Consider the following 18,569-nt stretch of genomic DNA (forward strand, 5'->3'; position numbering starts at 1 on the left):
ATGTTAACCTGGTTGGCTGAGCTCAGCCCCTATTTCAGCCCCCTCAATATCTTCCGCTACATCACGTTCCGCACCGGCGGCGCGACGGCGACCGCCTTGCTGATCGTCTTCCTGTTCGGACCGTGGATGATCTCGCTTCTGCGCCTGCGCCAGGGCAAGGGACAGCCGATCCGCGAGGACGGACCGCAATCGCACCTTCTGACCAAGCGCGGCACGCCCACCATGGGCGGCCTGATGATCCTGGCCGGCGTGCTGATCTCGACCCTGCTCTGGGCCAACCTCGAGAACCACTATGTATGGGTCGTGCTGTTCGTCACGGTGGGCTTCGGCGCCATCGGGTTCTACGACGATTACCTGAAGGTCACGAAGCAGTCGCACAAGGGCTTTTCCGGCCGGTCGCGCCTCGCCATCGAGGCTCTGATCGCGGCCGTCGCGTGCATCGCGATCTCCTACATGGCGACGCCCGGCCTCGCCAACAAGCTGGCGCTGCCGTTCTCGAAGGATCTGATCTTCAATCTCGGCTGGTTTTACATCGTGTTCGCCGGCTTCGTGATCGTCGGCGCCGGCAATGCGGTCAACATCACCGACGGGCTCGACGGCCTCGCCATCGTGCCGGTGATGATCGCGGCCGGCACCTTCGGCTTCATCGCCTATCTTGCCGGTAACGCCGTCTTCTCCAATTATCTGCAGATCCATTTCGTGCCCGGCACCGGTGAGCTCGCGGTGATTTGCGGAGCCTTGATCGGCGCCGGCATCGGCTTCCTCTGGTTCAACGCGCCTCCGGCCCAGATCTTCATGGGCGACACGGGTTCGCTGGCGCTCGGCGGCCTTCTCGGCACGGTTGCCGTGGCAGCCAAGCACGAAATCGTGCTTGCCATCGTGGGCGGCCTCTTCGTTCTGGAGATCATGTCCGTGATCATCCAGGTTGCCTCGTTCAAGCTCACCGGCAAGCGCGTGTTCAAGATGGCGCCGATCCACCACCATTTCGAGCAGATGGGCTGGACCGAGCCGCAGGTGGTGATCCGGTTCTGGATCATCGCCGTCGTGCTGGCCCTGGTCGGCCTCGCCACCCTCAAGCTGCGGTAAGGCGCATGATCCCCGTCACCACCTTCGCAGGCAAAACGGTCGCGCTCTTCGGCCTCGGCGGCTCGGGGCTGGCGACGGCGCTGGCCCTGAAGGAGGGCGGCGCGCACGTGATCGCCTGCGACGACAATCCGGCCAGGATGGCGGAAGCCGGCGCGAGGGGCATCGAGACGGATGACCTGCGCAAGGTCGACTGGTCGCGCATCTCGTCCTTCATCCTCTCGCCGGGCGTGCCGCTGACGCATCCCGAACCGCACTGGTCGGCGCGGCTCGCGCGCGACGCGGGCGTCGAGATCATCGGCGACATCGAGCTGTTCTGCCGCGAGCGGGCAGCCACCGCGCCGAACGCGCTGTTTGTCGCCATCACGGGCACCAACGGCAAATCGACCACGACGGCGCTCATCGCCCACATCCTGCGCGAGGCGGGCCGCGACGTGCAGATGGGCGGCAATATCGGCACGGCCATCCTCTCCCTCGATCCGCCGTCCGACGAGCGGATCCACGTGATCGAGTGCTCGTCGTTCCAGATCGATCTCGCGCCCTCGCTCGCGCCTACCATCGGGGTTCATCTCAACCTCTCGCCCGATCACATCGACCGACACGGGACGATTGAGCTCTATGCGGCGATCAAGGAGCGGCTGGTGACGAAAGCCGGCCTCGCCGTCGTCGGCGTCGACGATGCGATGAGCCGGGCGATCGCCGAGGCCTGCGAGGCGAAGGGCATCAACGTCGCTCGCGTCTCGATCGAGCCGCTGGACGGCAAGGGCGTCTTCGCCGATGGAGAGACGCTCGTCGGAGTGACGGCGACGGACGCTGCGCCGATCGCGAGCCTCTCCGGAATTGGCTCCCTGCGCGGCGCCCACAATGCGCAGAACGCCGCGGCGGCCGTCGCCGTCGCCCTGGCGTTGAACGTTTCGCCGGAGACGATCCGCGCGGGCCTCCACACCTTCCCGGGCCTGTCGCACCGCATGGAAGAGGTGGGCCGCCTCGACGAGGTGCTGTTCATCAACGATTCGAAGGCCACCAACGCGGATTCCACCGAGAAGGCGCTCAAGTCCTTCGGGGATATTTTCTGGATCCTCGGCGGCAAGGCGAAGGAAGGCGGCATCGAGCCGCTCACGTCCTATTTCCCGAAGATCCGCAAGGCCTATCTCATCGGGGCCGCGGCGGATGAATTTGCCAGGACACTCGGTTCAGACGTGCCGCATGTCCACAGCGGCACGCTCGAGACCGCCGTGATGCAGGCGGCGGCAGATGCGCAGGCCCTGGGGGCTCCCGCGGTGGTCCTGCTGTCGCCGGCCTGCGCGTCCTACGATCAGTTTCCGAATTACGAAGTGCGCGGAAACCATTTCCGCGATCTGGTCCGGGCCTTGCCCGGCCTTGAAGCCAAGGGGGCTTGAAGATGGTGTCACGCGCGGAACGCTCGGCCTTCGGCGATTGGTGGTGGACTGTCGACCGCCTGCTCCTCGCCGGCCTCGCCATCCTCATGCTGGCGGGCCTCGTCTTCCTCATGGCGGGCGGTCCACCCGTGGCGGAGCGCCTCGGGCTTTCCACGTTCCACTTCGTGAACCGGCAGGTGATGTTCCTCGTCCCGGCGCTGTTCATCATGATCCCCGTATCGTTCCTGTCCCTGCGCCACATCCGGCGCTTGGCTCTGCTGGTCTATGCGGTCGGCATGGCGCTGATCCTGCTGGCCTTCCAGTACGGGCCCGAGATCAAGGGCGCCCATCGCTGGATCATGATCGGCCCCCTCGGCCTGCAGCCGTCGGAATTCGTGAAGCCCGCCTTCGTGGTGCTGTCCGCCTGGGCGTTCTCGGAGGGCGCGCGCCGTAAGGACGTGCCTGGCACGCTCCTGGCCTTTCTCCTCCTGCCCGCCACCATCGTGCCGCTGATCCTCCAGCCGGATTTCGGCCAGACCATGCTGGTCACCATCGTTTGGTGCGGGTTGTTCTTCATCGCCGGCCTGCACTGGTTCTGGGTGATGGGGCTCGGCGGCGCCGGTCTCGTGGGCATCGTGGCGGCCTATGAATTCCTGCCGCACGTGCGGGCCCGCATCGAGCGCTTCCTCGACAAGGATTCGGGCGACACGTTTCAGGTCGACACCGCCATGGAATCCTTCTCCCGCGGCGGCTGGCTCGGACGCGGCCCGGGCGAGGGAACCGTCAAGCGCATCCTGCCCGACGCGCATACGGACTTCATCTTCGCCGTCACGGCCGAGGAGTTCGGCATCATCGTGTGCATCGCCCTGCTGGTGGTCTTCGCCTTCATCGTGCTGCGCGGCCTGACGCTCGCCCGCCGCAACGAGGACACGTTCTGCCGCTTGGCGGCCACGGGGCTCATCTTCATGTTCGGCCTGCAAGCCTGCATCAACATGATGGTGAACGTGCATCTCATGCCGGCCAAGGGCATGACGCTGCCCTTCATCTCCTATGGCGGCTCGTCGCTGCTGTCGCTCGCGCTCGGCATGGGCTTCCTCATCGCGCTCACGCGCCGTCGGCCGCGCGCCGAGATGTTGGACAATTTCAATCAGGATTGGCCGCGCGGATGACCGCTCCCCTCATCCTCCTGACCGCCGGCGGAACCGGCGGTCATCTTTTCCCGGCCGAAGCGCTCGCCAATGCCCTGAAGGCCTCAGGGGCCAAAGTGGCGCTCGCCACCGACAAGCGCGCCAACGCCTATGCGGGCTCGTTCCCGGCCGACGAGATCGTCGAGATCCCGTCCGCCACGCCCTCCGGCCGTTCGGTGCCGCAGATGGCCAAGGCGGCGCTGCTCCTCGGACGGGGGACGATCAAGGCCGCCTCCCTCATCCGTCACATGAAACCGGCCGTCGTGGTCGGCTTCGGCGGCTATCCCACGGTGCCGCCGGTTCTCGCCGCGTCGTTCCTCAGGGTCCCGACGGTGATCCACGAGGCGAACGGCGTCATGGGACGCGCCAACCGGCTGCTTGCCCGCCGCGCCGGCGTGATCGCCACGGGCTTCGCCGCCATCAAGGGCATTCCGGCGAACGTGCCGGGCAAGGTCATCCATACGGGGAACCCGATCCGTCCCGCGGTGCTGGAGGCGGCGAAACACCCCTATGCGAGCCTGGAGCCCGACGGGAAGCTCCGTCTCCTCGTGGTGGGCGGCAGCCAGGGCGCACGGGTGATGAGCGACGTGGTGCCCCCGGCCATCGAGCGCCTGCCGCCGGATCTGCGGGCGCGCCTCGTGGTCACCCAGCAGGCGCGGGGCGAGGACCTGGAGCGGGTCCGGGCACATTACCGCAATCTGGGTGTGGAATTCGACGCGGAGCCCTTCTTCAAGGACCTGCCCCATCGTCTGGCGCAGGCCGGTCTGGTCGTCTCGCGCTCGGGCGCCTCGACCGTGGCGGAACTCGCCGTGATCGGCCGGCCCTCCATCCTCGTGCCCTTGCCGGGCTCCCTCGATCAGGACCAGGCGGCCAACGCCAAAACCCTCGGAGATCTGGGCGCTGCCATCGTTTGTCCGCAATCCGACTTCACCCCTGAGCGGCTGGCGAACGAAATTCAGCTCATTTTTCAAGAGCCTGACCGCTTGACCAAAGCCGCCGCCGCTGCACATAGCGCCAGAATCACCGATGCGGCGGAGCGTCTTGCTCAGGCCGTTCTCACTCTCATTGCATCGAACAATAACGGAAAAACCTCATGAAACTGCCGCCGAAGCTGGGTCCCATTCATTTCATCGGTATCGGCGGCATCGGCATGTCGGGCATCGCCGAGGTCATGCACAATCTGGGCTACACGGTGCAGGGCTCGGACGCCGCCGACAACTACAACGTGAAGCGCCTGAGCGATAAGGGCATTAAGACCTTCATCGGCCACAAGGCGGAGAACGTGGAGGAGGCGGAGATCGTCGTGGTGTCGACCGCGATCAAGCGGGACAACCCGGAGCTGATCGTCGCCCGCGAGAAGCGCCTGCCGGTCGTCCGCCGCGCCGAAATGCTCGCCGAGCTCATGCGCTTCAAGTCCTGCGTGGCGGTGGCCGGCACCCACGGCAAGACCACCACCACGTCGCTTGTCGCCACGCTCCTCGATGCGGGCGGGCTCGATCCGACGGTGATCAACGGCGGCATCATCAACGCCTACGGGACCAATGCCCGCATGGGCGACGGCCAGTGGATGGTGGTGGAGGCCGACGAGTCCGACGGCACGTTCCTGAAGCTGCCGGCCGACGTGGCCATCGTGACCAACATCGACGCCGAGCATCTCGACCATTTCGGCACCTTCGACGCGATCAAGGAGTCCTTCCATTCCTTCATCAACTCGATCCCGTTCTACGGCTTCGCCGTGATGTGCATCGATCATCCCACCGTGCAGGACCTCGTGGGGCGCATCGAGGACCGCCGCATCATCACCTATGGCGAGAACCCGCAGGCCGACGTGCGCCTGATGGACGTGGATTCGCGTGGCGGGCAGAACCGCTTCCGCGTCATGATCCGCGACCGGCGTCCGGGCTTCCGTCTCGAGCTCGAGGACCTCGTCCTGCCGATGCCCGGCGCGCACAACGCGCTCAACGCCACGGCGGCGATCGCCGTCGCGCACGAGCTCGGCGTCACGCCGGATGCGATTCGCAAGGCGCTCGGCGGGTTCGGCGGCGTGAAGCGCCGCTTCACCCGCACGGGCGACTGGAACGGCGTCACCGTGTTCGACGATTACGGTCACCATCCCATCGAGATCGCCGCGGTGCTGAAGGCCGCGCGCGCCTCCACGGACGGCCAGGTGATCGCCGTGGTGCAGCCGCACCGCTACACGCGGCTGTCGGCCCTCTTCGATCAGTTCTGCACCTGCTTCAACGATGCGGACGCGGTCATCGTCGCGCCGGTCTATGCGGCGGGCGAGCAGCCGATCCCGGGCGCCGACCGCGACAGCCTCGTGTCGGGCCTCAAGGCCCGCGGCCACCGCAACGTGATGGCGCTGGAGCGAACGGAAGATCTCGCGAGTCTCGTGAAGGGCATCGCGAAGCCGGGCGATTACGTGATCTGCCTCGGGGCCGGCAACATCACCCAATGGGCCTATGCGCTGCCGGGCGAGCTCGAGCACCTGGGCGAGAAGGCGGCGTGATGTTTGCGGACATCGTTCCCGACCTGAAGGCCCGCATGCCGGAGCTGCGCGGCAAGCTGGAGACGAACGCGCCAGCCGCGCCGCTGTCCTGGTTCCGCACGGGCGGCCCGGCTCAGGTGCTGTTCACCCCGGTCGACACGGACGATCTCGCGTATTTCCTGCGCCGGCTCGACCGCAGCGTGCCGGTTCTCGTGGTCGGCCTCGGCTCGAACCTCCTCGTCCGCGACGGCGGCTGGGAGGGCGTCATGATCCGCCTGGGCAAGGGCTTCGCCGAAGTGTCGGTGGAGGCCGGACATCGGGTCCGCGCCGGCGCCGGCGCCCCCGACGTGAAGGTGGCGCGCGCGGCGGCGGAAGCCGGCATCGCGGGCCTGTCCTTCCTGCGCGGCATCCCGGGCGCCATCGGCGGTGCGCTGCGCATGAACGGCGGCGCCTACGGGGGGGAGACGAAGGACGTGCTCGTCGAGGCGAAGGGCGTCACGCGGACCGGCGAGGCGATGAGCTTCACCAACGCGCAGATGGGCTTCACCTATCGCCATTCGAGCGTGCCGGACGACGTGATCTTCACCGAGGCGCTGTTCGAGGGCCGCCCGGGCAATCCGGACGAGATCCTGGCCGAGATGAACGCCATCACCGAGGCGCGCTCCTCGACCCAGCCGGTCAACACCCGCACGGGCGGCTCGACCTTCAAGAACCCTCCCGGCCGCAAGGCGTGGGAGCTGGTGGACGCGGCGGGCTGCCGCGGGCTCCGCATCGGCGACGCCCAGGTGTCGGAGATGCACTGCAACTTCCTGATCAATCACGGCTCCGCCACGGCGGCCGAGATCGAGGGGCTGGGCGAAGAGGTGCGCCGTCGCGTCCGCGAAACGTCGGGCGTCGAGCTCGAATGGGAAATCAAGCGGGTCGGCCTCGCGAAGGCCTGATTCGAATCACTTTTCAATTCCCGGTGTCGCCGGGGCGCATGACGGGAGAGATCCATGGCGAAGCACGTTGCCGTCCTCTATGGCGGCTGGTCGGCGGAGCGCGAGGTGAGCCTGAACTCCGGCCGGGCCTGCTGCAGGGCCCTCGAGGGGCAGGGCTACAAGGTCACCCCCATCGACGTGCAGCCCGACATCGCCACCGTTCTCCAGGCCGTTGCGCCTGACGTGGTGTTCAACGCTCTCCATGGGCGCGTGGGCGAGGACGGAACCATCCAAGGTCTGCTCGAAATCTTAAGGATTCCCTATACCCATTCCGGTGTTCTCGCCTCGGCGCTCGCCATGCAGAAGGACAAGGCCAAAATGGTCATGGCGGCCGCCGGCGTGTCGGTGCCCAAGGGGAAAGTCGTTAACCGCCTCGAGGCGGCGAAAAGCCACGTCCTGCCGGCGCCCTACGTGGTCAAACCGATCAGCGAGGGCTCGTCGGTGGGCGTCATCATCGTCCGCGAGGACCGCTCCCATCCGCCCCAGGAGCTGACCCGGGACGATTGGGCCTTCGGCGAGCAAGTCCTTGTGGAATCATATGTTGCGGGCCGGGAACTGACCTGCGCGGTCATGGGCGACAGGGCGCTTGGGGTCATCGACATCCAGCCCGCCACTGGGGTCTTCTACGATTACGATGCGAAATATGTGAAGGGGGGCTCCATTCACGTCCTCCCGGCAGAAATTAAACCGAATATTTACCAAAAGGTCCAAGAGTTGGCGTTAACGGCGCATCAAGCGCTCGGCTGTCGGGGAATCAGCCGCGCCGACTTGCGGTACGACGACACTCCTGGGGGAACCGGGGAACTCGTCGTTCTTGAAGTCAACACGCAACCCGGCATGACCGAGACGAGCTTGGTGCCAGAACTGGCAGCCCACGCGGGCTATTCGTTTGGCGAGCTTGTGCAATGGATGGTGGAGGACGCTACCTGCAACCGATGACGGCCTACCCGGCCGGATTCGCCGTTGCGCGCCCTGCCTCCGCGGGGCGGGGGGCAGGGGCCTCCCCGGTTGGGAAGCCCCTGCGGATCACAAAGCTTTTCGGTTCTTCGCGCAGCGTCCGCCGGCGCTCGGCGGGTCGTCCCCTCGAACAGCGCCTTCCGCGCTTTCTCGGAAGCGGCCTGGCGCTCGGATTCTTCGCCACCGTGGTCGGATTCGGGCTCTGGCAGGGCGGTCACATCGACGGCTTCATCCGCGCCTACGGCGAGCCGCATCACGCCCTCGCGCGCGCTGTCGGTCTCGGCCTCGATCAGGTGACGATCTCCGGCATCTCGCAGATGAGTGAGACCGAGGTCCTGGCCGCGGCGGGCATCAATGCCAAGCAGTCGCTGGCCTTCCTCGACGTGAATGGTCTGCGCGAGCGCCTGGAGCGCGTTCCGATGGTCAAGTCCGCCACTGTCCGCAAGCTCTATCCGAACGAACTGGTCATCACGCTCACCGAGCGCGAGGCGCACGGGATCTGGCAGAACAACGGCGAGTTGTTCGTGATCGCGGCGGACGGCACCGTGATCGACCTGATGCAGGACGAGCGCTACCTCGACCTTCCGTTCGTGGTCGGCGAGGGCGCCAACTCCCGCAGCAAGGAATATCTCGCGCTCCTCGAGGCCGCGGGTCCGCTCAAGGGCCGCATCCGTGCGGGCACTCTCGTGGCCGGGCGGCGCTGGACGCTCAAGATGGACAACGGCATGGACGTGCGCCTGCCGGAGCTGAAGGCCGCCGACGCGCTGGCCCGGCTCGTGAAGCTCGAGAACGAGCAGAAGATTCTGGAGAAGGACGTTCTGGCGATCGATCTGCGCATGGCGGATCGCGTCGTCGTCCGGTTGACGGAAGAGGCAGCCCTGGCCCGCGCCGAGGCGCTCAAGAAAAAACCAATGCGCGGCAAGGGGGTCGATACATGAGTCTCTCGGGTCACGGTTTGACGCCACGCTTGAAGCCGCTGTCGGCGCGCAAGAGCGCCATCCTGTCGGTCCTGGACGTGGGCACGAGCAAGGTCGTCTGCGTGGTGGCGGAACTGAAGCCGGCCGACGAGGTCGAATCCCTGCGCAGCCGCACCCACGTGGCGCGCATCCTCGGCATCGGCCATCAACGGTCCACGGGCCTCAAGGGCGGCGTGGTCGTCGATCTCGAAGCGGCCGAATCCGCGATCCGTCAGGCGGTCCATGCCGCCGAGCGGATGGCGAAGGTCGAGATTCAGTCGGTGATCGTCAACCTCACCGGCGGGCGTCTGGCGTCGGAGCATTTCGAGGCGCACATTCCCGTGCGCGGCGCCGTCGGCTCCGGGGACGTTCACCGCGTTCTCGATGCGGCTTCGAGCTACGATCTGCGCCGCGGCCGGACTGTTCTGCACGCTCTGCCCACCGGCTTCTCGCTCGACCAGCAGCACCACATCGTCGATCCCGCCGGCATGATCGGCGAGCGCCTCGGTGCGGACCTGCACGTGGTCACGTCGGAGGCTGCGGCGGCGCGCAACCTGATGCTTGCCGTCGAACGCTGCCATCTCGGCGTCGAAGCCGTGATCGCGACGCCCTACGCGGCCGGGCTCTCGGCGCTCGTCGACGACGAAGCCGACATGGGCTGCGCCGTGGTCGACATGGGCGGCGGCACCACGAGCGTCGGCATCTTCTCCAACGGGCATCTGGTCCATACCGATGCCATCGCGGTCGGCGGTCATCACGTGACCATGGACATCGCGCGCGGTCTCACGACCCGCGTGTCCGCCGCCGAACGGCTCAAGACTCTCTACGGCTCCGCCATCACGTCGAGCGCGGATGACCGGGACATGATCGCGGTGCCGCAGGTCGATGAGGACGAACGGGACGTTCCGAATCATCTGCCGAAATCGCACCTCGTTCGCATCATCAAGCCGCGGGTCGAGGAAGTTCTCGAACTCGTGCGCGACCGGTTGAAAGGTGCGGGCTTCGCGGCCCAGGCCGGACGGCGGGTCGTGCTGACGGGCGGCGCAAGCCAGCTCGTCGGGCTGCCGGAAACGGCGCGCCGCATCTTGCAGGGCCAGGTTCGTGTCGGGCGTCCGCTCGGCATTAAGGGTCTGCCTGAAGCGGCAAAGGGCCCCGCCTTTTCGGCGGTGGTCGGCCTCCTGGTTTATCCGCAGGTGGCACACATCGAGTATTTCGAGCCGCGGTCCAGCGGCTTGTTTCAGAGTACGGGAACCGACGGCTACTTCTCGCGAGTGGGCCGGTGGATTCGCGAGAGTTTTTAAGTCGAGTAACGCGTTGGCGCGGCGGGCCATCGTGATGAGTTCAAGTTAACAAGGGTCAGCGTCCGCCAAACGCTCATCAGTACAAGGCCAGAAGAGGCACAGGTCATGGCTATCAATCAGCAAGCTCCGGACATCCGGGAACTCAGGCCGCACATCACGGTTTTCGGCGTCGGTGGCGCCGGTGGAAACGCCGTGAACAACATGATTGAATCGGGTCTCGAAGGCGTCGAGTTCGTGGTGTCGAACACCGACGCTCAGGCTCTGGCCTCCTCCAAGGCGCAGCGCGTGATCCAGATGGGCGTCCAGGTCACCGAGGGCCTCGGGGCCGGCTCTCAGCCGGAAGTCGGCCGCGCGGCGGCCGAAGAGGTGATCGACGAGATCCGCGATCAGCTCGCCGGCTCGCACATGGTGTTCATCACCGCCGGCATGGGCGGCGGCACCGGCACGGGCGCGGCTCCCGTCGTGGCGCGGGCGGCCCGCGAGCTCGGTATACTGACAGTCGGCGTCGTCACGAAGCCGTTCCAGTTTGAAGGCGTGCGCCGCATGCGTCTGGCGGAAGCCGGAATCAACGAGCTGCAGCAGGCGGTGGACACGCTCATCGTGATCCCGAACCAGAACCTGTTCCGCGTCGCCACCGAGAAGACGACCTTCGCGGACGCCTTCGCCATGGCCGACCAGGTGCTCTATTCCGGCGTCGCCTGCATCACCGACCTGATGGTGAAGGAAGGCCTCATCAACCTCGACTTCGCCGACGTGCGCTCCGTCATGCGCGGCATGGGCAAGGCCATGATGGGCACCGGCGAGGCTTCCGGGGAGAAGCGCGCCATCCGGGCGGCCGAGGCGGCCATCGCGAACCCGCTCCTCGACGACGTGTCGATGAAGGGCGCGCGCGGCCTGCTCATCTCGATCACGGGCGGCAACGATCTCACCCTCTACGAGCTCGACGAGGCCGCGACCCGCATCCGCGAGGAAGTGGACCAGGATGCCAACATCATCCTCGGCGCAACCTTCGACGAGAGCCTGGAGGGCATCATCCGCGTGTCCGTCGTGGCGACCGGCATCGACCATGCCATGCTGGAGAACGGCGGTGATCTGACGGCCACCGAGCAGCGGATCTCCGAGGTGGCCGAGCGCCTGCGCGCCGAGGCCCGGGCCCGCGCGACGTCCCCTCAAGTCACGCCGACCTTTCGCTCCGCCGCCCAAGCCGAACCGGTGAAGGCGGCTCCGTCCCTGTCCCATAGCGTGGCCGCCATGGCCCCGGTCGCCGCGGTCGCTCCCGTGGCCGTCGCCCAGCCGGTCGAACCGGCCCCGCAGCCGGTGATTCGCGACGACGTGGTCCTCACGCCGGCTCAGCCCCGCCAGGCAGTGGCCTACGAGGCTCCGGCTCCGCAGCAGCCGGTCTATGAGGAGCCGGTAGAGCAGGGAGCGTTCATCCCGCCCCAGGCAGAGCGCGCCATGCGTCCGGCCCGGATGCCGAGGATCGACGAACTCCCGATGCCGGCCCAGAACCAGATCCGGGCCAGCCGTGGGGAGGAGCCCTCCCACGAGCACAAGCCGTCCCTGATCCAGCGCCTCGCGACCATCGGCTTCGGCCGCCGCGAGGAGCCCCAGCACGCTCCCGCCGAGCCGCGCCAGGAGGCCCCACGCCAGCCCATGTCGTCGGTCCATGCCGAGTATGCCCGCCGGCCCGTTCCGCCCCAGGCTCAGCGTCCCGCGCAGGCCCCGATGGCCCAGGCTCCCCGGGCTCACTCCGAGGACGATCAGCTGGAGATTCCCGCCTTCCTGCGCCGTCAGGCCAACTAACTTGACCTAACGTAACGTTAGGAATTGTTGCAAAAGGCCCCCAGCCCTGTCCGGCTGGGGGCCTTCTTTGTTAAAAAATCATTAACATCAATCACTTGGGAGTTATCCCAATTGTAACACAAAGTAAGAAAGCGTGATTTGGCCTAGCCTGGCAGGGGGACTAAGGTGCCCTCACATCAAAGGGGCAGCGCTAATGAGAAGCCTGCCGGTCGGAAGTCACAACGCAGCAAATGCAGCTTCCCCGGCGAAACAGGCTCAGTTTGGCGACAAGGGTAGTTGAGGTTCAGGAATAATGAAGCAAAGCCAGCAAACCACGCTTCGCGCCGCCGTGACCCTCGTTGGAACCGGAGTCCATTCCGGGGATGAAGTGAAGATGATCCTTCATCCGGCTGAAGTGAACCATGGCATTGCTTTCCTGCGCACCGGCCTGTCCGGTGGCCTGGACCGACTGATCGACGCTCGGCATCTGGCGGTGACCGCCACCGAGCTTTGCACGGTGATCGGCGACCGCGACACGGGCGCGGTCGCCACCATCGAGCATCTGATGGCGGCTCTGTCCGGCCTCGGCATCGACAACGTGCTCGTCGAGATCGACGGGCCGGAGGTTCCGATCCTGGATGGCAGCTCGGCCCCGTTCATCGATGCGATCGACCAGGTCGGCATCGCGGTTCAGGGCGCGACGCGCCGCTACCTCAAGGTGCTCAAGCCCGTGCGCGTGACGCAGGGCAAAGCCTTTGCCGAGCTTCTTCCCAACGACCGCGCCTTCCGCCTGGACGTGGAGATCGATTTCCCCACCCCGGTGATCGGCCGCCAGCGCAAGGCCGTCGACCTTTCACCCTCGGTCTTCCGCCGCGAGATCTCCCGCGCCCGCACCTTCGGCTTCATGCGGGACGTGGAGAAGCTCTGGAGCGCCGGCTTCGCGCTCGGCGCCTCCCTGGAGAACACGGTCGCCATCGGCGACGACGGCATCATGAACCCCGAGGGCCTGCGCTACGCGGACGAGTTCGTCCGTCACAAGCTGCTCGACGCGGTCGGCGACCTGTCCCTGGCCGGACTGCCCCTGCTCGGCACCTACCGGTCCTATTGCGGCGGTCACCGCATGAACTTCTCGGTGCTCGAGGCTCTGTTCTCGAGCCGCTCCAACTACGCCATCGTGGACGCCGTTCCGCGCCGCGAGACGGGCTATGCCGAGATCGGCAGCATGGCGGCCTCGGTTCTCGCTCCCGAGATGCACTGAGTCGCCGTCCGGCGGCTCCGTCTCCCTGCTCCAGGCAGCAAGCGCCCATTGGCCGCATGATTTCGTGCAGGCTTTCTTAATTCCTGTTGGGTAAACCATCACGTATGGGCTTGGCTCTGGCCCCATGCTTGGGCTAAAGAACGCTCGGTGCATCGTTAAAACATCGGGCACGGTTTTTGGAGGACCGCGAGGCATGTCGTTCGCGAAGGCTTATGCAGGTATGAAAGGCGCGTCCGCCCGCGCTCTGATCCTTGGCGTCTGCGCCTTGGGGCTCGCGGGCTGCGAATCCCTTTCGTCGCTCAATCCGTTCGACAAGAGCGAGACCTACAAGCCCGAGATCGTCACGGGTGCCCCGGCGGAAGAGATCTACAACGATGGTCTGGCCCGGGTGCAGAAGGGCGACTTCAACGGCGCGGTGAAGAAGTTCAGCAGCCTCGACAAGCAGTTTCCCTATTCCGAATGGTCCCGCAAGGGCCTGATCATGGAGGCCTACGCCAATTACGAGGGCGGCTTCTATGAGGAATCCATCACGGCGTCCAAGCGCTACCTCCAGAGCTATCCCAACACGTCGGATGCGGCCTACGCCCAGTACCTGATGGCGTCGTCCTATTACGATCAGATCCCGGACATCACCCGCGATCAGGAGAAGTCGGAGCGCGCCATTCTGGCCCTGCAGGAGCTGATCCAGCGCTATCCGAATTCCGAATACACGGCCGATGCCCGGAAGAAGCTCCAGGTCGCCAGCGACCAGCTCGCCGGCAAGGAGCTGGAGGTCGGGCGCTTCTACCTGCAGAAGCGCAACTATGCGGGTGCCATCAACCGCTTCCGCACCGTCGTTTCGCGCTACCAGACGACCCGCCACGTGGAAGAGGCGCTCGAGCGCCTCACCGAGGCCTACATGGCCATGGGCATCGTCAACGAGGCGCAGACCGCAGCCGCCGTTCTCGGCCACAACTTCCCTGACAGTCCTTGGTACAAGGACGCCCATGCTCTGCTGACCAAGGGCGGCGTCGAGCCGCGCGAGGATTCCCAGTCCTGGATCAGCAAGGCGTTCCGCGGCGTTCCCCAGGTCAGTCAGCGCACGGGCTAAGCCTCACCCTCCATGCTCATCCAGCTGGCGATCCGCGATATCGTCCTCATCGACAGGCTTGAGCTTCACTTTCATGAGGGCCTGAGCGTCCTCACGGGTGAGACGGGCGCTGGCAAGTCGATCCTGCTCGATGCCTTCGCCCTAGCCCTCGGCGGCCGCGGCGACGGCAGCCTCGTGCGCCATGGCGAGAGCCAGGGTCAGGTCACGGCGGTGTTCGACTGCCCGCTCGACCACCCGGCCCGCCGCATCGCGGCCGATGCCGACATCGATGTCGACGGCGATCTGATCCTGCGCCGCGTGCAGGTGGCCGATGGGCGCACCCGCGCCTTCGTCAACGACCAGCCTGTGAGCGTGCAGGTGCTCAAGGCCATCGGCGCGACCCTGGTCGAGATCCATGGCCAGCATGACGACCGCGCCCTCGTCGATCCCGCCACGCACCGGGCGATCCTCGACGCCTTCGGCGGCCTTGCGGGCGAGGTCCAGTCCGTGGCCGAGGCCTCGCGCCGCGCCCGCGAGGCGCGCCACGCCCTGCACGAGCATCGTGGCCGCATCGAGAAGGCCCGCAAGGAGGCCGATTTCCTGCGCCATGCGGTCGAGGAGCTGACCACCCTCAATCCGCAGGCCGGCGAGGAGGAGGCCCTGGCCGAGCGGCGGGTCGTGATGATGCAGTCGGAGAAGGTCGCCCAGGATCTCAACGAGGCCTATGAGGTCGTCGCCGGTAACACGTCGCCGGTCAACGAGCTTTCGGCCGCCGTGCGCAAGCTTGAGCGCCGGGGCACCCAGGCGCCGGCCCTGGTGGAACCCAGCGTCAAGGCGCTCGACTCCGCGCTCGTCGCCATCGACGAGGCGAGGGCTGCCCTGGAGGACGCGATCCGAGCCACCGAATACGACCCGCGCGAGCTGGAGCAGGCGGAGGAGCGTCTCTTCGCCCTTCGGGCTGCCGCGCGCAAATACGACGTTCCGGCCGACGAGCTCGCCGCCCTGCGCACGCGCTTCGAGGACGACGTGGCCGCCATCGACGCGGGCGAGGAGCAGCTGGCGGGCCTGGAGAAGGCCCTGAAGGAGGCCGACGACGCTTACGTGAAGAGCGCCAAGGCGCTCTCTGCGGGCCGGAAGAAGGCCGCTCAGGCGCTCGATGCCGCCGTTCAGGCCGAGCTGCCGCCCCTCAAGCTGGAGCGTGCCCGGTTCATCACCGACATCCAGATCGACGAGACCAGCCGGGATCCGAGCGGCTTCGAGCGCATCGAATTCTGGGCCCAGACCAATCCCGGCACCCGCCCCGGTCCCCTGATGAAGGTGGCGTCGGGGGGCGAATTGTCCCGATTCATGCTGGCCCTGAAGGTGGTGCTGGCGGATAAGGGCTCGGCTCCGACCCTGGTCTTCGACGAGATCGACACCGGCGTCGGCGGCGCGGTGGCGGACGCCATCGGCCAGCGGCTCGCGCGGCTCGCGCGCAAGGTGCAGGTCATGGCCGTCACCCACGCGCCCCAGGTCGCCGCCAAGGCCGGCAGCCACTTCCTCATCGCCAAGGAGGGAGTGCGGGGGGCCGAGGATCGGGTCGCCACCCGGGTGATCCCGCTCGAGGCGACGCCGCGGCGGGAGGAGATCGCCCGCATGCTCGCCGGCGCGACGATCACCGAGGAGGCCCGCGCGGCCGCGGCGCGGCTGCTCGAGGCGGCCGCCCATTGAGGGCGGACACAGGGTTTCAAGCCCCGTAGGTCAGCTTCGGATACCAGTCCGTGCCGCGTCCCTCGGGGGTCATGTCGAGCACGTTCCACAGGAGCGCGAGATCCGGGGCGCCGCGGGGATCCTGGCCGGGATCGGCAGAATCGCCGGTCATCTCGCCGCTCCAGAAATGCCGGATCGTCCCGTCGCGGCGGGTAAAGACGTTGAAGCCCGGGATTTCCGAACCGTCCTCCAGAACGCCGAAATAATCGCGGGAATAGTGGCCGTTGAGGTCGGTATAAAGCTTCAGGTTCTTCCAGCCGCGCTCCTCCTTCCAGGCGACGAGCCGCCCGATCGGCGAGCGCGCCACGACCGCGAACGCCATGCGCTGCTGAATGTCGGCGCCATTGCCTTCGACGGCTCCGAGCAGGTTGGTGCACATGGGGCAGGGGCGTTCACGCTGCGGCCCGAACATGTAGCTGTAGACGGCAAGCGTCGGCTTGTCACCGAAGAGGTCGGCGAAGCCCGCCGGGCCGTCCTCCCCGTCGAAGCGGTAATCGCCGGTCACCTCGCCGCCGGGCGGCAGGGCGCGGCGCTGGGCGGCGACACGCTCCAGGTGGCGGCGCAGTTCGATCTCCTCCGCCAGCAGGGCCGTGCGTGCGGCGCGGTACTCGGGGCTTTCGTTCGGAAAGCGGACCGGCGAGCGGCGCGCGAGCTCGGCCGCGGGTATGAGCGTATGGGGCATGGAAGGCTCCGTCTCGAGGTCCATTCAGGGTTGTCGGGATGACCCGGTCAGGCGGTCGCGGGCGCGTTCTCCCGGAACGGCTGCAGTTGCGCCTCGAGGGCCTTCCTGAAGGCCGGCCGGTCGGTGCACCGGCGGACATAGGCGCCGAGATTGGCATAGCGCTCCAAAAGCCCGGTCTCGACCAGCTCGCGCAGGACCATGGCCATCATCAGGTCGCCCGCCGTGAAGCGGTCTTCGAGATAATCCCGCTCGCCGAGCCAGGTGCTGAGAGAGGCCAATCGCTTGGAGAGCATGGCCTCCGCCTGCGGCCGGCGCTCCTTGGTCCAGGCCTCGCCCGCATGGAAGACGTCGAGCTGAACCAGGTTCTGCACGAACGGCTCCACCGAGTTCAGGGCGGCGATCACCCAGGTCATGACCCGGGCGCGACCCGCTTCGTCCGCCGGTGCGAGCGCCTCGGACCGCATCGCGAGATGCAGCACGATCGCGCCGGATTCGAAGATCTCGACCGCATCGTCCCGGTAGGCCGGAACCTGGCCGAAAGGCTGCCATTCCCGATAGGCCGTGGTGGCCTGGACGGCCGGGTCGATCAGGGTCGCCTCGTAGGGGAGCCCGGCCTCCTCGAGGGCCCAGCGCACACGAAGATCGCGGACATAGCCCTGCGCGAAGGGCGGCACCCATTTGAAAGCCGATACATGGATGGTCATGGCGTTGCCTCCTGGAATCACGCCCTGCGCGGGCCGACGAGGCCGAACAGCCCCCCCTGCGGGTCGGTGGCCACGACGATGAACATGCCGCCCGGAACCTCGGCGGGTCCGTAATGGATCGTGCCGCCGTTACCCGAGACGGCTTTCGCCGCGCCGTCGATGTCCTCGACGCCGAAATAGAAGGTCCAGGCCGGCGGCGGCCCATCCGGCGTACGCCTCATGACGGCCCCGATCGTCCGGCCGCCATGGTCGATGAACTGGTAGTCGCCCATCTCGCCCATCGGCATGGCGCCGCCCTTCGTCCAGCCGAACCGGGCCGTGTAGAAGGCGAGAGCCGCCGCGGGATCGCTCGTGGAGAGCTCGTTCCAGTGGCAATGGCCGGGCCGGCTCTGGTCGAAAGCGGTGCTCGTTCCGTCCATGGCGCCGCGCATCACGTAGAGCATGACGCCCTGCGGGTCCGCGAGCATGGCGAACCGGCCCACGCCGGGAATGTCGGTCGGCGGCATGTGCTGGGTGCCTCCGGCCCGCACGATCTCGGCCGCCGTCTCATCGACGTCGTCGACGGCCACGTAGCCGAGCCAGGTGGGGCGCATCCCCGCGCTCTCGGCGCCTGCCGGAAAGGGCATCAAACCGCCCACATCCACGCCCCGGATCCCGAAAACCCGGTAGCCGCGGTCGGAGCCCTCCGCGGGCCGCTCCTGCCACCCGACCACCGCGCCATAGAAGCGCGCGGCCGCGTCGGCATCGCGGGTGAGAAGTTCATACCAGATGAAGTCGCCGTGCTGATTGGCCATGTGACACCTTACACATCCAGAATCGGCATGAAGCCGCCGAAGATCATGCGCTTGCCGTCGAACGGCATCTGCTCGCCCATGGCCTGCATGCGCGGATCGGTCATGATCTTGTGGTTGGCGGCGTCCCGGACCTCCTTCGACGGATACTCGATCCAGCTGAACACCACGGTCTCGTCGTCCTTGGCCTGCACCGAGCGGCG

The 18,569-nt window shown here is 66.9% G+C and carries 17 protein-coding genes; 13 read left to right on the plus strand and 4 right to left on the minus strand.

What is annotated here, in order from left to right:
* From mraY to recN, 13 genes are all read left to right on the plus strand, one after another.
* Nucleotides 1-1,086: a phospho-N-acetylmuramoyl-pentapeptide-transferase gene (gene mraY, locus KBI52_RS15790; RefSeq protein ID WP_173947374.1), complete on the plus strand. Its 1,086-nt coding sequence runs from the start codon at nt 1-3 to the stop codon at nt 1,084-1,086.
* A 5-nt stretch (nt 1,087-1,091) separates the two neighbouring features.
* Nucleotides 1,092-2,483 carry a UDP-N-acetylmuramoyl-L-alanine--D-glutamate ligase gene (gene murD / locus KBI52_RS15795; protein ID WP_173947375.1) on the plus strand — a complete coding sequence of 464 codons (1,392 nt, stop codon included), beginning with the start codon at nt 1,092-1,094 and terminating at the stop codon, nt 2,481-2,483.
* 2 nt (nt 2,484-2,485) lie between these two features.
* Nucleotides 2,486-3,631: an FtsW/RodA/SpoVE family cell cycle protein gene (locus KBI52_RS15800; RefSeq protein WP_173947376.1), complete on the plus strand. Its 1,146-nt coding sequence runs from the start codon at nt 2,486-2,488 to the stop codon at nt 3,629-3,631.
* Entirely contained in the window at nt 3,628-4,746 is a 1,119-nt protein-coding gene (murG, locus tag KBI52_RS15805) for an undecaprenyldiphospho-muramoylpentapeptide beta-N-acetylglucosaminyltransferase (RefSeq protein ID WP_173947377.1), read from the plus strand. The genes KBI52_RS15800 and murG overlap by 4 nt, the downstream gene beginning before the upstream one ends.
* Nucleotides 4,743-6,158: a UDP-N-acetylmuramate--L-alanine ligase gene (gene murC / locus KBI52_RS15810; protein WP_173947378.1), complete on the plus strand. Its 1,416-nt coding sequence runs from the start codon at nt 4,743-4,745 to the stop codon at nt 6,156-6,158. Before murG ends, murC begins: the two co-directional genes overlap by 4 nt.
* A complete protein-coding gene (murB, locus tag KBI52_RS15815; RefSeq protein ID WP_247654422.1) occupies nt 6,158-7,078 on the plus strand; it encodes a UDP-N-acetylmuramate dehydrogenase in 921 nt (306 codons plus the stop codon). The genes murC and murB overlap by 1 nt, the downstream gene beginning before the upstream one ends.
* A gap of 54 nt (nt 7,079-7,132) precedes the next feature.
* On the plus strand, nt 7,133-8,056 hold the full coding sequence (locus tag KBI52_RS15820; protein WP_173947380.1) for a D-alanine--D-alanine ligase: 924 nt from the start codon (nt 7,133-7,135) through the stop codon (nt 8,054-8,056).
* A complete protein-coding gene (locus KBI52_RS15825; protein ID WP_210808619.1) occupies nt 8,023-9,012 on the plus strand; it encodes a cell division protein FtsQ/DivIB in 990 nt (329 codons plus the stop codon). The genes KBI52_RS15820 and KBI52_RS15825 overlap by 34 nt, the downstream gene beginning before the upstream one ends.
* Nucleotides 9,009-10,331: a cell division protein FtsA gene (gene ftsA / locus KBI52_RS15830; RefSeq protein ID WP_173947382.1), complete on the plus strand. Its 1,323-nt coding sequence runs from the start codon at nt 9,009-9,011 to the stop codon at nt 10,329-10,331. Before KBI52_RS15825 ends, ftsA begins: the two co-directional genes overlap by 4 nt.
* Nucleotides 10,332-10,436: 105 nt before the next feature.
* On the plus strand, nt 10,437-12,134 hold the full coding sequence (ftsZ, locus tag KBI52_RS15835) for a cell division protein FtsZ (RefSeq protein WP_173947383.1): 1,698 nt from the start codon (nt 10,437-10,439) through the stop codon (nt 12,132-12,134).
* Between the two features lie 292 nt (nt 12,135-12,426).
* The gene (lpxC, locus tag KBI52_RS15840; protein WP_173947384.1) at nt 12,427-13,371 is read left to right on the plus strand and encodes a UDP-3-O-acyl-N-acetylglucosamine deacetylase; all 945 of its coding nucleotides are present in this window, start codon (nt 12,427-12,429) and stop codon (nt 13,369-13,371) included.
* Nucleotides 13,372-13,564: 193 nt separating this feature from the next.
* Nucleotides 13,565-14,461: an outer membrane protein assembly factor BamD gene (locus tag KBI52_RS15845; RefSeq protein ID WP_210808621.1), complete on the plus strand. Its 897-nt coding sequence runs from the start codon at nt 13,565-13,567 to the stop codon at nt 14,459-14,461.
* A 12-nt stretch (nt 14,462-14,473) separates the two neighbouring features.
* A complete protein-coding gene (recN, locus tag KBI52_RS15850) occupies nt 14,474-16,150 on the plus strand; it encodes a DNA repair protein RecN (protein WP_210808623.1) in 1,677 nt (558 codons plus the stop codon).
* Between the two features lie 16 nt (nt 16,151-16,166).
* Here the strand turns inward: recN and KBI52_RS15855 are convergent, their stop codons facing one another.
* From KBI52_RS15855 to KBI52_RS15870, 4 genes are all read right to left on the minus strand, one after another.
* Nucleotides 16,167-16,871, minus strand: coding sequence for a DUF899 family protein (locus KBI52_RS15855; protein WP_210808625.1), 705 nt, complete (start codon nt 16,869-16,871; stop codon nt 16,167-16,169).
* Between the two features lie 47 nt (nt 16,872-16,918).
* On the minus strand, nt 16,919-17,575 hold the full coding sequence (locus KBI52_RS15860) for a glutathione S-transferase family protein (protein WP_210808627.1): 657 nt from the start codon (nt 17,573-17,575) through the stop codon (nt 16,919-16,921).
* Nucleotides 17,576-17,592: 17 nt separating this feature from the next.
* Nucleotides 17,593-18,369, minus strand: coding sequence for a VOC family protein (locus KBI52_RS15865; protein ID WP_210808629.1), 777 nt, complete (start codon nt 18,367-18,369; stop codon nt 17,593-17,595).
* An 8-nt stretch (nt 18,370-18,377) separates the two neighbouring features.
* Nucleotides 18,378-18,569 (minus strand): DUF1428 domain-containing protein (locus KBI52_RS15870; RefSeq protein WP_210808631.1); only part of this gene is annotated, 192 nt, incomplete at its 5' end.

Source organism: Microvirga sp. HBU67558, from assembly GCF_018069605.1.
GTDB classification, from domain to species: Bacteria; Pseudomonadota; Alphaproteobacteria; order Rhizobiales; family Beijerinckiaceae; genus Microvirga; species Microvirga terrae.

What these genes read in the sequence shown, in the direction of transcription:
- mraY (WP_173947374.1), top strand. Translation starts at nt 1, where the DNA reads ATGTTAACCTGGTTGGCTGAGCTCAGCCCCTATTTCAGCCCCCTCAAT.
- murD (WP_173947375.1), top strand. Translation starts at nt 1,092, where the DNA reads ATGATCCCCGTCACCACCTTCGCAGGCAAAACGGTCGCGCTCTTCGGC.
- KBI52_RS15800 (WP_173947376.1), top strand. Translation starts at nt 2,486, where the DNA reads ATGGTGTCACGCGCGGAACGCTCGGCCTTCGGCGATTGGTGGTGGACT.
- murG (WP_173947377.1), top strand. Translation starts at nt 3,628, where the DNA reads ATGACCGCTCCCCTCATCCTCCTGACCGCCGGCGGAACCGGCGGTCAT.
- murC (WP_173947378.1), top strand. Translation starts at nt 4,743, where the DNA reads ATGAAACTGCCGCCGAAGCTGGGTCCCATTCATTTCATCGGTATCGGC.
- murB (WP_247654422.1), top strand. Translation starts at nt 6,158, where the DNA reads ATGTTTGCGGACATCGTTCCCGACCTGAAGGCCCGCATGCCGGAGCTG.
- KBI52_RS15820 (WP_173947380.1), top strand. Translation starts at nt 7,133, where the DNA reads ATGGCGAAGCACGTTGCCGTCCTCTATGGCGGCTGGTCGGCGGAGCGC.
- KBI52_RS15825 (WP_210808619.1), top strand. Translation starts at nt 8,023, where the DNA reads ATGGATGGTGGAGGACGCTACCTGCAACCGATGACGGCCTACCCGGCC.
- ftsA (WP_173947382.1), top strand. Translation starts at nt 9,009, where the DNA reads ATGAGTCTCTCGGGTCACGGTTTGACGCCACGCTTGAAGCCGCTGTCG.
- ftsZ (WP_173947383.1), top strand. Translation starts at nt 10,437, where the DNA reads ATGGCTATCAATCAGCAAGCTCCGGACATCCGGGAACTCAGGCCGCAC.
- lpxC (WP_173947384.1), top strand. Translation starts at nt 12,427, where the DNA reads ATGAAGCAAAGCCAGCAAACCACGCTTCGCGCCGCCGTGACCCTCGTT.
- KBI52_RS15845 (WP_210808621.1), top strand. Translation starts at nt 13,565, where the DNA reads ATGTCGTTCGCGAAGGCTTATGCAGGTATGAAAGGCGCGTCCGCCCGC.
- recN (WP_210808623.1), top strand. Translation starts at nt 14,474, where the DNA reads ATGCTCATCCAGCTGGCGATCCGCGATATCGTCCTCATCGACAGGCTT.
- KBI52_RS15855 (WP_210808625.1), bottom strand. Translation starts at nt 16,871, where the DNA reads ATGCCCCATACGCTCATACCCGCGGCCGAGCTCGCGCGCCGCTCGCCG.
- KBI52_RS15860 (WP_210808627.1), bottom strand. Translation starts at nt 17,575, where the DNA reads ATGACCATCCATGTATCGGCTTTCAAATGGGTGCCGCCCTTCGCGCAG.
- KBI52_RS15865 (WP_210808629.1), bottom strand. Translation starts at nt 18,369, where the DNA reads ATGGCCAATCAGCACGGCGACTTCATCTGGTATGAACTTCTCACCCGC.